Source organism: Methylobacterium sp. FW306-05-D (assembly GCF_058782155.1).
The window spans coordinates 1-11,437 of sequence record NZ_JBYSXL010000105.1 but is presented as its reverse complement, the minus strand read 5'-3'; the positions used below and the strand labels follow the sequence as shown (position 1 = coordinate 11,437).

13 protein-coding genes are annotated in these 11,437 nt (G+C 65.6%); 4 read left to right on the top strand and 9 right to left on the bottom strand.

All coding sequences use genetic code 11. The features are described from left to right. Positions 1-110 precede the first annotated feature (110 nt). The gene (locus tag AC3WLN_RS22165; protein ID WP_492484895.1) at positions 111-1,070 is read left to right on the top strand and encodes a hypothetical protein; all 960 of its coding nucleotides are present in this window, start codon (positions 111-113) and stop codon (positions 1,068-1,070) included. Positions 1,071-1,149: 79 nt separating this feature from the next. On the opposite strand, the gene AC3WLN_RS22160 is transcribed toward AC3WLN_RS22165, so the two are convergent. Continuing rightward, a complete protein-coding gene (locus AC3WLN_RS22160) occupies positions 1,150-2,262 on the bottom strand; it encodes a glycosyltransferase family 4 protein (RefSeq protein WP_492484893.1) in 1,113 nt (370 codons plus the stop codon). 603 nt (positions 2,263-2,865) lie between these two features. Here AC3WLN_RS22160 and AC3WLN_RS22155 point away from each other — a divergent pair. Together AC3WLN_RS22155 and AC3WLN_RS22150 are read left to right on the top strand one after the other, a co-directional pair. Further along, positions 2,866-4,209: an O-antigen ligase family protein gene (locus AC3WLN_RS22155; protein WP_492484891.1), complete on the top strand. Its 1,344-nt coding sequence runs from the start codon at positions 2,866-2,868 to the stop codon at positions 4,207-4,209. Between the two features lie 108 nt (positions 4,210-4,317). Continuing rightward, on the top strand, positions 4,318-5,565 hold the full coding sequence (locus AC3WLN_RS22150) for a glycoside hydrolase family 5 protein (RefSeq protein WP_492484889.1): 1,248 nt from the start codon (positions 4,318-4,320) through the stop codon (positions 5,563-5,565). A 107-nt stretch (positions 5,566-5,672) separates the two neighbouring features. Here AC3WLN_RS22150 and AC3WLN_RS22145 read toward each other — a convergent pair whose 3' ends face one another. From AC3WLN_RS22145 to AC3WLN_RS22115, 7 genes are all read right to left on the bottom strand, one after another. Then, a complete protein-coding gene (locus AC3WLN_RS22145; RefSeq protein ID WP_492484887.1) occupies positions 5,673-6,758 on the bottom strand; it encodes an acyltransferase family protein in 1,086 nt (361 codons plus the stop codon). Positions 6,759-7,320: 562 nt separating this feature from the next. Next, positions 7,321-7,497 (bottom strand): hypothetical protein, encoded by a 177-nt coding sequence (locus tag AC3WLN_RS22140; RefSeq protein ID WP_492484885.1) that lies wholly within the window; start codon positions 7,495-7,497, stop codon positions 7,321-7,323. Positions 7,498-7,501: 4 nt separating this feature from the next. Then, the gene (locus AC3WLN_RS22135) at positions 7,502-7,765 is read right to left on the bottom strand and encodes a hypothetical protein (RefSeq protein WP_492484883.1); all 264 of its coding nucleotides are present in this window, start codon (positions 7,763-7,765) and stop codon (positions 7,502-7,504) included. Between the two features lie 2 nt (positions 7,766-7,767). Beyond that, positions 7,768-8,028 (bottom strand): hypothetical protein, encoded by a 261-nt coding sequence (locus tag AC3WLN_RS22130; protein ID WP_492484882.1) that lies wholly within the window; start codon positions 8,026-8,028, stop codon positions 7,768-7,770. A gap of 140 nt (positions 8,029-8,168) precedes the next feature. Next, positions 8,169-9,146: a cysteine synthase A gene (cysK, locus tag AC3WLN_RS22125; protein WP_492484880.1), complete on the bottom strand. Its 978-nt coding sequence runs from the start codon at positions 9,144-9,146 to the stop codon at positions 8,169-8,171. 254 nt (positions 9,147-9,400) lie between these two features. Then, positions 9,401-9,574 carry a hypothetical protein gene (locus tag AC3WLN_RS22120; protein ID WP_492484879.1) on the bottom strand — a complete coding sequence of 58 codons (174 nt, stop codon included), beginning with the start codon at positions 9,572-9,574 and terminating at the stop codon, positions 9,401-9,403. Positions 9,575-9,710: 136 nt separating this feature from the next. Then, the gene (locus AC3WLN_RS22115; protein ID WP_463772903.1) at positions 9,711-10,208 is read right to left on the bottom strand and encodes an META domain-containing protein; all 498 of its coding nucleotides are present in this window, start codon (positions 10,206-10,208) and stop codon (positions 9,711-9,713) included. Positions 10,209-10,493: 285 nt separating this feature from the next. Between AC3WLN_RS22115 and AC3WLN_RS22110 the strand changes: the two genes are divergently transcribed. Beyond that, positions 10,494-10,832, top strand: a complete 339-nt coding sequence (locus AC3WLN_RS22110; protein ID WP_492484877.1) for a helix-turn-helix domain-containing protein — start codon at positions 10,494-10,496, stop codon at positions 10,830-10,832. Here the strand turns inward: AC3WLN_RS22110 and AC3WLN_RS22105 are convergent. After that, a partial coding sequence (locus AC3WLN_RS22105) for an oxidoreductase C-terminal domain-containing protein (RefSeq protein WP_492484875.1) occupies positions 10,829-11,437 on the bottom strand: 609 nt, incomplete at its 5' end. The genes AC3WLN_RS22110 and AC3WLN_RS22105 overlap by 4 nt on opposite strands.

Here is an 11,437-nt window from a genome sequence, read left to right as displayed (position 1 = left end):
CCCCGGCCCCGTCCATCCCAGTCCAGTCCAGCCCTGCCCCTTCTCAGGCCGCTCCCTCCACACCGGCCACGACCCCGGCCCCTGTGAAATTGGCGAGAACGGACGTGTCCGTGGTCGACGGGAACCGGATCACCTCCACCTACGACGCGACGGGGACGCTCACCAACAAGACGATCCTGCATGCCGACAAGTCCTATGAGGTCTATCTCGGCGGGATCGTGAACAAGGACTACACCTCGGGCCACACCAGCTACGACAGCGCCGGCAAGGTCGTCCTGCAGGAGCAGTTCCGGGCCAACGGCAGCCTGGTGATGAAGAAGGTCGTCGGGATCGACACCACCACCGACACCTACGACGCGGCCGGCGTTCTCACCAACAAGACGATCCAGCACGCCGACAAGTCCTATGAGGTCTATCTCGGCGGGATCGTGAACAAGGACTACGCCTCGGCCCACACCAGCTACGACAGCGCCGGCAAGGTCGTCCTGCAGGAGCAGTTCCGGGCCGATGGCAGCCTGATCCTACAGAAGTTCCTCGGCGCCGATACGATCACGAAGTTGTTCGACGCCAAGGGCACGCTCACGTCCGAGACCCAGATCCATGCCGACAACAGCAAGGACGTGTTCCTGTCGGGCATCTCGGGCAAGTCGTACGTTGCCGAACACGACAGCTACGGCGCGAACGGCAAGCTGGAATTCGTGGACCAGACGAACCTGAACGGCTCTCACACCCAGACGGCCTATCTGGCCGATCAGACGCTCGTCTCCACCGCGGGGGTCACCGACACCTTCAAGAGCTTCGGCAGCAACACCTTCGTCTTCGCCGCGGGCTTCGGAAAGGATGTCATCGAGGGCTTCCATGCAGGCTCGGCCCGCGGTCACGACACCCTGTGGCTCGACAAGTCCGAGATCGCCGACTTCGCGAGCCTGAAGGGCCACATGAGCGCTTCCGGAAACGACACGCTCATCAGCCTGAGCGCGACGGACACGATCCTGCTGAAGAACGTCCTGCCGGGATCTCTGACCGTCGACGACTTCGCCTTCAAGGACCACGGCCTCCTGCACGCCTAGGATCGGACCACCCGGCGCCGAACCCGGCCATCCCGGTGGCCGGTGTTCGGCGCCGCCGCTCGCCGAGCGCTGGACTTCCTCAGCGGCGCGACAGGTCACCGTAGGCCGCCAGCAGATCGTCGGTGATGGTCTCCCAGGCGAAACGTCCCGATGCCTCGGCCTCGCTGCCGGCCATGAGCTGCCGCAGGCGGCCGCGGTTTTCCACGAGGTCGGCGAGGGCACCCGCCAGGACGTCCGGCTGCCCCGGCTCCACCAGGATGCCGCTGACGCCGTCGGCGACCGCATCGACGAGACCGCCCACCGCGCTCGCCACGATCGCCCGCCCGTTGCCGATCGCCGCCGCGATGACGCCGCTCTGCGTCGCGTCCTGGTAGGGCGCCACCACGATCTCCGCGCGCTGGAACTGCTCCATGGCCTCGGCCGGGGTCAGGAACTTCTCCAGGACTTCGATGCTGGGATGCGCCAGCAGGCGCGCGCGCAGGCGGTCGAGTTCCGGGCCGCGCCCGGCCACGACGATGCGGCAGCCCGTTCCGCGCGCCTGCAGGGCGTCGGCCGCATCGAGCAGGGTCTCGAGCCCCTTGTAGGCTTCCATGCGTCCGAAGAAGAGCATGCGCCCGCTCTCCGGCGTCTGGCGCTCCTGCGGTTCGGGGCACAGGATGACGCCGTGCAGCGTGTTGACGATGGTTCGCCGCGCTCCGACCGCGTGGATCAGTTCCCGGCGACAGTGGTCGCCGTGGATATGGAAGGCGGCCGCGGCCGAGCGCAGCCTCTGCCGGTAGACGTCCTGGCGCCGCGCATAGGCGGCGTCGCGGCCGCTATGCGGGCGCGGGTCGTGAACCGTCATCAGGATCGGCACCAGCCTGCGGAGCAGGCCGACGATGCGCGCCGTCAGCTTGTCCGGCTGTTCCTGGACGTGCAGCACATCCGGGCGGAAGGCGACGACCGTCGCGGGGATGCGGGCCGTGGCCAGGACCCGTCCGATCCGGCTGTGGGCCTCGTAGGTGACCAGCGTGAGCGCGCGGCGCGCCTCCGAGACCAGCTCGGCCCGGCACTCGTTGCGCACGTTCGCGACTTCCGCCACGAGCAGGACATCGGCCTTCGCCGCGAGGGCGATCGCCAGTCGCATCGTGTATTCGGCGTAGTGCGGGGCGAAGATCGCGATGCGACGGCGTCGGGTCTGGCGTTCGGGCACGGTGTCAGCGTCTCCTGCACGGGCGGAGGAAAGTCGGGTCGAGCGTCGGGCAAGCTCCGCCAGTCGAGGCGTAGAGAGGGGGCTTTCGCGACGGGCAATTCGTCATCGTGCGCGACACGGGCCAATCCGGGCGACAGCGAGCGCCGATCGACGAAGCCAGCGGGGACGCATCATCGTCACCATCTTTCCCGATCCTGGGTCGAACGGTGGGACGTGGTCGACCTGACACCGCCTTAGACGAAACCTCAGGGTTGCGGCTGTGCATGGGGCAAAGCGCGAGCTGATTGGCGGACATTCCATCGCTGGATGAGAAATCCTCGCACTCTGGTCCCCCCGAGGCGATCCCATCCAAGAATGGCCCATATCGGGTTGCATTGCACACTGCTACTGAAATGCGCGTCCACCTGTGGCTCTTGCGTTTGATCTGGCGGAGGTGGATGTGTCGGTGGGATAAAGAGACCAGCGAGAACGTTTGCCGGACGCCGATCGTCTGCCGCCTCCGCGCTGTCGATGTTCTTCGTCGATGATAGAAACGGCCCAGATTTCTATAAGATTCGCTTATCTTAGATGGACGTCATGATATCGTCTCGGCAATCCAAGAATATGAACGGCTCTGTGGCGGCTGCTTCCGGGATCGAGCGGTTCCTTCTTTCAGTGTTTTTTGTGCTTCTGATCGTCGCGTATGGATCGATCGGTAGGGACGTATTTTTCAATCGCCTCAAGGATCCGAATGTGGAGGATCCGATCGGCGCGGTTCTGGTCTACGTGCGCTTCGGGCTCTGCGTTCTGACCGTGTTCACCGTGGCTGCCAGTGCGGGTGTCCATGCGATCAGGGAAGCGCTTCCGCTATCGCTGCTTCCCTACCTGATCCTGGCCATGGTCTCGTTCTTCTGGGCGGATGATACGAAGGGTGTGTTGAGGTCGGCGATCGTCTTGACCGCGCTGTACTTCGCGATGGCTCCTCTCATTCTACGGTTGGGTCGTGAGCGGGTCATGACGCTCCTGGTTCATGTCATCGCCGCAGTCGTGATCCTGAGCACGCTGCTCGCGGTGTTTCTCCCCTCGGTCGGCGTGCATTCAGGGGAGGAAATGGTCCAGTCAAACCATGTCGGCCGCTGGAGAGGGTTGTTCAGCCACAAGAACGGGTTGGGTCCGTGGGGGGCCTTCGGAACGATCCTGCTTCTGTTCTATCCCAGCATGATGAAGGCGCCGCGGATCTACACGTTGATTGCCCTGCTGTGCGCGGGGGCTTGCTTGATTTTTTCCGGATCCGCGACATCGCTGATCGGTGCCGTCACCATGGTCGGTGCCTTGGCCCTTCTCCGAATTCGTCGGGCCGGCGGTTCGTTCGTCGCCCTCGTCGCGATCATAGGTGGTCTTTTTGTCGGGTCTATGCTGCTGACCCTGTTCTACGATCAATTCTTCGGCCTTCTCGGTCGAGATTCGTCGCTCACGGGCAGGACGGAAATCTGGGCGCTCGCCGTCGATTACATCCAACTGTCACCCATCCTGGGTCACGGTTATCAATCGCTTGGAGGGCCGACATTCCTCGAGTTCGTCGCGAGTTATGCCCAGCAGGAAATCGCGGGGCCCGAAAGCCTCTATCTGGCCAGCCTGCTGGATCTGGGGGTCGTTGGTTTCGTGCTGTTCTTCGGGCCCGTCATCAGGAGCCTCGTGCGCGTCGTCGCACATCTCCAGGAGGTCCGTCTGGAGGCGGAGCGGAATGCCCTTGAGGCTCCGGTCCTGATCGTCACCGCTGCGCTTTTCATGGGTATCACCGAGTCGACTCCTTTCGTCTGCACCGGTTTCGACGGCGTCGTCTGCTTCGTCGCCCTGTTTGTCGTCCTGCAATTCGATCCGCGGTCCAACGTCGGACGCGCGCGAAGCCCACTCCAATCGTCAAGAGCGGGAAGACCTTCCGAATCCTTCTCCCTGAGAGGTGCCTGATCTCCCGCTCGGCCGCGCCAGTTCGACCTCGAAGCACATCAACGAACTGGCCAATCCGATCATTTGCCTGAAACGGATCGGCGACCTCAAGATTGGAGATCCCACGCCATGGGCCTTCGCTGGAAGAATTCTTCCTCAAGACCAGACACGCCCTGCCTCAGCCGCCGCGCCTTCACGGCGCTCCTGGTCGGACTTCCCGCCCTCGCGCCTCGGGTCGCCCCGGCCCAGGATGGCGCGCCCGCGCTGCGCCGCGGCATGAACATCCACGGGATCCTGAACTGGCCCCTGGTTGAGCGGCACGACAACCAGACCACCTACGTCTGGCCGCCCTTCGCGACGCCGCGCTACCACATCGGCGACGAGGCCCTCGCCGAACTCAGGCGTACGGGGTTCGATTTCATCCGGCTCACGGTCGATCCGAGCATCCTGATGGCGAGTCCCGCCGAACGGCAGCCCGAGCTGATGGCGATCCTCCAGCGGACGGTCCGCCAGATCCTCGCCGCAGGCTTCTCGGTGGTGGTCGATCTGCATCCCGTGGCCGTCAATCCGATCTATGCGCCCGACCGCCTGATCGCCCCCGAGAACGCCGATCTGTTCACCGGCTACGTGGAGATGGTGGGCCGGGTCGCCGGAAGCCTCGCCAGCCTCCCGCCCGACCGGGTGGCCTTCGAACTCATCAACGAGCCGCGGATCGTGAAGACGGCCGAACTCCCGCGCTGGCAGCCGATGATGGAGCGGCTCCATGCAGCGGCGCGCTCTGCGGCACCTCAGCTTCCCCTGGTGCTCACGGGGGCGCAATGGAGCTCGATCGATGCCCTGCTTCGCCTCGACCCGGCACCCTTCAAGTCGAGCAACGTCCTCTATACGTTTCACTTCTACGACCCGCACACCTTCACCCATCAGGGTGTCCCGGGTGAGAACGCCGGCTATTTGAAGAACATGCGTTGGCCGCCTCAGCCCGGACAAGCGGAGACGTTGCTCGAAGGCGCAACCGCACGCATCAACGCCGATTCGAAAGTGTCCGTTGACCGCAAGGCGGCGGTGATCGCCCAGAGCCAGAAGCTGATCCGCGACTACTTCGGGACACCAACCGGTCGTGACGTCATCGATCGCCGGTTCGATGCCGTCGCTGCCTGGGCTCGACGCAACGGCATCCCAAACGAGCGCGTGCTTCTGGGTGAATTCGGCGCTGTCTGGCCCGTCTCGGCCAGCGATGGGGTCGCGCAGGACCGCGTGGCCTGGCTCGCCGCGGTCCGGGCTGCGGCGGAACAAAGGCGATTCCCCTGGGCCTATTGGGCTTACGAGGCACCCCTCGAGCCGGATGTGCTGGTAGGCCTCGGCATGAAACAGGGCTGACCGGAAGCCGTTGATCCGGGCCTCCTCTTCCCCGTGGCACGCGAACGCTCTTGTGGCAGCATAGCTCGCGAACGACGCGCGCCATGGCCGTGCCGAGGGTGCCGACGTCAGATCGCTTCCGCGGGTGCGACCGATTTGTGACGATGTCTCAAAGTCGCCATGGGCTGCTCGATCAGATGATACGACGCCATCGAGACGAGAGCCGTTGCGAGCGTGATAATCGGTACGCTCAGCCATTTGCTTGGGCTTGGAAGCACGATCAGGGTCACGATAGCGAAGTGCCAAAGATAAATCGAGTAACTCAGCCTGCCGATATACTCCAGGATTGGGGTATTTAAGACCAATCTTGCAAATCGAAACCGATATGAGAAGAGAACATTTGTCAGGAGGACTGCAATGGCAATGCTTAGCAGGGAATAGCGGGTGGTTTCTCGGAAGAAAATATCTCGATAAGCGAAGCAGAAAGCGATGAGGGCGACAGCGCCGAAGGCGTAAGCCGGATGGCATAAGGCGCGGAGAATGGTGCGGCCGCGATTCATTTCACAGAGAACAGCGACGAGGACGCCGTACACGATGGCATCGATCTGATATTGCGTCTCAAAGTAGAAAACCTTCGTCGATAGCAACTCCGGATGCAACATCGCGCCGAAGAGGCGCAGGCAGAGGCAAAGTCCGCAGAGAAAAAGGCAAACACCGACGAGGTTTGTCGGACTCTTTCCGAAAAAAACGAAGATCAGCGGGAAAAATATATAAAAATGCTCTTCAACCGAAAGAGACCAGAAGATGATGAAGGGCATGATTTGCCCAAAATCTCCTGCCTCCGAAAGGTTCGCGTAGTAATAATTCGCGAAATAAAACAGCCCCGACAGGACCTCGACCAGATGGATCCGCGACGGAAACCAGATAGCGCATATTGCCAGGACGACAATCGTAAAACAAATAATGACCGGATAAAGTCTCAGTAGGCGGCGAATATAGAATTGGGTCAGGTCAATGCTTCCGCGGCTTTTCAGTTCCACGAATAATAGACGTGTGATGAGAAAGCCGCTGATTACGAAGAAAATCCTGACGCCGAAGCCGCCTGGAAAAATCTTGTTGCTGACGGTGTGAGACAGAAACACAAGCATGATGCTGAGCGCGCGCAGGCCGTTGAGGCTGGGGATGAACCCGCTCTTGGCCTCCATCGGGATCATCAGGCGATCCCGGCTATCGCGATCCACGGTCGAACTGTCATGCATCATTTCTGGTGCGCCGGTTAGTCTAGGTTGCGCGCATCTATGTCAGATTTTCCTGGGCACGTCACCCGAGAAAGTTAGACATCACGTCATCAATATATATGCACTAGGTTTGCGCTGGAAATAGTAAAGAAAACTGCTGTAATGCCTCGTGCCGGCGCGGGATCGCGATCGATACTGGATTCTGAGAAGGTTTGGCGGTCCGATCCATCAAAAGTCCTTCCAGCCAGCGGGCAGAGCAACGGATGACATCGGCAGCACAGCCATGCTGTTTCTAAACCGCAAGGCGCAGAGGAAGAGAACGGTGTGCCGATGGCATCCCAGGCGACCTCGCTCCCTGTCCATCAGGTCCGCTTCCCCGAGGTTGCAGATCGTGTGCCAGACCGCATGGAGAGCGCCTGAGAACGGTCAGCGCCAGGCGTGGTCCAGGGTTCCGCATTTCGCCGGCCCTGGGCGTCTCTCGGAGCCGATGTCGACGGTCCGTCATGACCGAAGGACCGGCGTCGGTCAGGAAGTCGCGTCAGCCGCCACCCGGGTCCGTCTCGCCGTCCGGCTGGCCGCCGCCCTTGGGGCCCTGGCCGGGCTTTCCCTCGGTCTTCTCGTTGGGGTCCATCACCGCGTCCGGCGCGGTATTGGCCGGCTTGCCCTTCGGCGGGGTCTGGTCGTTCTGCGGGTCGGTGTCGTCGGGGCCTGTCATCGCGTCACTCCTCGGAGCCGACGGCGGGCGAGCGGGGACGGTCGGACTGACCGTCGGACGAGCCGCCGGCCGGAGCCGGGTTGCGTCCCTTCGGCGTGCCATCCCAGGCGGCGTTGCGGTCGGTGTCGCTCCGGCCGCCGGAATCCTGCCGGGTGATCGCGGCCTGGTCGGCCGACTGGCCACCGCCCGCGGCGGCGGCTTCGCCGGGCTTGCCGACGTCGTCGTCCGGCTTGCGCGTTCCGACGATGGGGATGTGCTCGTTCGGCATGGCTACTCTCCCGCATCCTTGCCGTTCGGGGCGGTGGCGCGCTCGATGGCCTCGTGGGCGGCGCCCGAGGTCTCGGCCGTCCGCGCGGCGGCGCCGATGGCCTCCAGGGTCGCGGGCGTCCCGCTCTCCGGCTTGCCGCCCGGGGGCGTCGACCCGGCGCGCGGGGTGCCGTCCTGAGGCGCGTTGTCCTGCGTCGGACCCTCGGGGGCGCGGTCGGCGTCGAGGCCCTTCAGCGCGCCCTGCGCGCGCGGCTCGTCGGTCATGGTGTCCTCCTGGTGTCGGAGGCTCAACCCGGCGCACGGCCCGAGGTTGCTTCGCCCCCGCCGGCGGGGGCCCGGCGCGGGCGGATCGGAGATCTTCGGTGGGGCGGCCCGGGCTGCGTCGCCCGGACCGCCGGCCGGTCTCAGAGGCCGTCGAACAGTGCCGAGGAGATGTAGCGCTCGGCGAAGGAGCAGGCGACCGTGACGATGCGCTTGCCGCGGAAATCGGGACGCGCGGCGAGCTTCAGGGCCGCGGCCACGTTGCCGCCGGTGGAGATGCCGCCGGGGATGCCCTCGAGGCGCGACAGCTGGCGGGAGGTGTCGAAGGCCTCCTGGTTCGAGACCGTGATGACCTCGTCGATGATCGACTTGTCGAGGTTGTCCGGGATGAAGCCGGCGCCGATGCCCTGGATCTTGTGCGGGCCCGGCTGGCCGCCGGAGATCACCGGCGAGTCGGTGGGCTCGACCGCGACGATCTTCAGGCCGGGCAGGCGGGGCTTCAGCACCGAGCCGACGCCCGTGATGGTGCCGCCGGTGCCGACGCCGGCCACGAAGGCGTCGAGCTGGCCCTGGGTGTCGTTCCAGATCTCCTCGGCCGTGGTCTTTCGGTGAATTTCAGGGTTGGCCGGGTTCGAGAACTGCTGGGGCATGATCGCGCCCGGGATCTCGTTGAGGAGTTCCTCGGCCTTGGCGATGGCGCCCTTCATGCCCTGCGGGCCGGGGGTGAGCGCGAGCTCGGCGCCGAGGAAGGCCAGCATCTTGCGGCGCTCCAGGGACATGGTCTCGGGCATCACCAGGATGAGGCGGTAGCCGCGCGCGGCCGCCACGAAGGCGAGGGCGATGCCGGTGTTGCCGGAGGTGGGCTCCACCAGCGTGCCGCCCGGCTTCAGCTTGCCGGAGGCCTCGAGGGCGTCGATCATGTTGACGCCGATGCGGTCCTTCACGCTCGCGATCGGGTTGAAGAACTCGAGCTTCAGGAGGATCTCGGCGTCGACCCCGTGCTCCTTGGTGATGCGGTTGAGGCGGACCAGGGGCGTGTTGCCGATGGTCTCGGTGATCGAGCCGAAGATGTGGCCGTGGCCCGGCGTGCGGGTCGAAGCGGGGCTCTGGGACTCGGCCATAGATCTCTCCTGAACAGCGTGAGGCTTGCGTCTCGGCGGCCGGCGCAACGGCGCGCCGGACCTCGCCTGGAACGAACTCAGGGCCGGGAGATATCGCGTCGTTTCTGTCGAGGCAATCGACAAAGCCCGCAGATCAAAGACAATCCTTCTCCGTCGGCAATCGTGCCGCGGAGACGGAGTAGTCTTCTACTGTGAAGCGCGAGGATGAGAGAATTTGTTTCTCGATTCGGACGCTGCCCGACGGCGCCGCCGGATCAGTGCGTCAGCAGGGCGGCGCAGAGCATCACCATGGTGGCGACGACCGGGCTGGCGGTGACGATCATCGCGGCGCCTGCATGGAGTCCCTGGGGCCAGACGTAGCGGGTCTCCTCGCGCAGGCCGGGCCGGAGGCCGTTGCTGCCGGTGGTCCATTCCACCCTGGTGCCCATCGCGTACTCCCCGTGCGCCGGAACGGCCGGCGGCGGGGATAGGAGGCACGGAGCGGCTTGAACGGCGGGTAAATCCGCGGCCGCGACCGCGGATCGTCGTCAACGGAGGCTTAAAGGCGCCGGCCGCGGACCTCCCTCAGAGGGCGCGGTCGAAGCGCAGCTCGCCCTTCTGGCTCTTGATCACCAGCTGGGAGCCGACGAGATCCCACTGCCCGGCCGTGCGCAGGGCGATGAAGAAGTCCTGCTCGCTGGCGCCGAGGCCCTTGTCGCAGGGCTTCTTGGTCAGGGCGAGCGGGCCGACCGCGAGGTGCTGCTCCTTGAGCGGGAAGGCGGTGGCCGCGAAGGTGTTGCAGCCGCCGTAGCCGCGGGCGCGGTACTGCTTGTCGATCGTGAAGCTCGGGCGGTCGTTGCCGCCGAAGGGCTTGCCGTTCAGGCTCACCGCCGTCCAGGTGGCATCGAGGGGGAAGATCTTTTCCTGGGGCTTGGCCGCCGGGACGTACTGCTTCTTCTCGGGCTTCTCGCGGGCGTCTCGGCCGAAGCCCGTGACGTTGTTGCCCATCTGGGCGGTCGCTGCCGTGGTCATGGTCCCGGCCGCGATCGCGCCGGCTACCATGGCGATTCGGATCGCTCTCATCGTCTGGCCCCCTTTCAAGCGCGCTTCGCGTCGCGTCGAACGTTGCAACCTTGCCGGTCCCCTCGGGGCTCGACGCGGGGCGTGCGCGCGGAACCGCTCGGGATGGGACGGGCCCTGCGGCCCATCGGATAAGATTCCAGCACAAATATGGTCAAGGCCGCGTGGGCGGGGATTCGACGGGAAGCCGGCACGATCCCCCGTTAACCGTCCCCGGGGGCGGTTCGCATTGAACGAACCCGCCGGGCTGCCGTTGTCCCGGCGCAGCGACACCAGGGAGTGGACAGGGTGACGGGATCGGACGAGGGAACCCCGAGCGGCCTGCAGCCGGCGGCATCGGGCCCGAACATCATCAGCCCCGCCCAGTCGCGGGCGGCCCGGGCCCTGCTGAATTGGTCCGAGGCCGACCTCGCGGGCAAGCTCGGGCTCGGCGCGGATTTCGTGCGCGACTTCGAATCGGGCGGCCGGGAGCAGCCCTCGGGGCAGATCGAGGCGCTGCGCAGCACGCTCATGGCCCACGGCGTGGTGTTCAGCCAGGAGGGCGGCTCGGCCGGGGTCCGCCTGAGCGGGCAGGGTCGCGGCGAGGGCACGCGGCTGGACGCCCTGACAACCGAGAACGACCGCTAGGACCGGGATCGCTCCGCGCCCTTGGCGAGGGCCTTCAGGTCGCGGGCCGGGTCGGCGGCCTCCTCGGGCGTCAGGGGCAGCCCGAGGCCCAGAATGCGCCGCGCCGCCATGTGGTCGGCCGGGCGGTCCACCGTCTCGACGCCGCTGAGGCGGCCCTGGCGGAAGCGGAAGACGGACAGGCCGCTCTCGGACGGGCGCACGACGCTGGAATCGTCGGGCCGCGTCAGGCCGGCGATCTGCAGCTTGTGCGGTCCCTGGTCGCTCCAGAACCAGGGCACCGCCGCGTAGGCGGCGGGATGTCCGGCGAGGCGGGCGGCGAGGCAGCGGCCCTGGTCGACGGCGTTCTGCACCGATTCGATGCGCACGGGCCGGCCCTCCGCGAAGCGGCTCGGGACGCGGGCGCAATCGCCGATCGCCGAGATCGCCGGGTCGGAGGTGGCGAGGAAGGCGTCGGCGTGGATGCCGTCGCCGACGGCGAGGCCCGCAGCCTCGGCCAGATCCTGGTTCGGGACCACGCCGATGCCGACGAGGACGAGGTCGGCCTCGATGGCCGATCCGTCTGCGAGCCGGACCCGGGCCACCCGGCCCGCCTCGCCCTCCAGCCC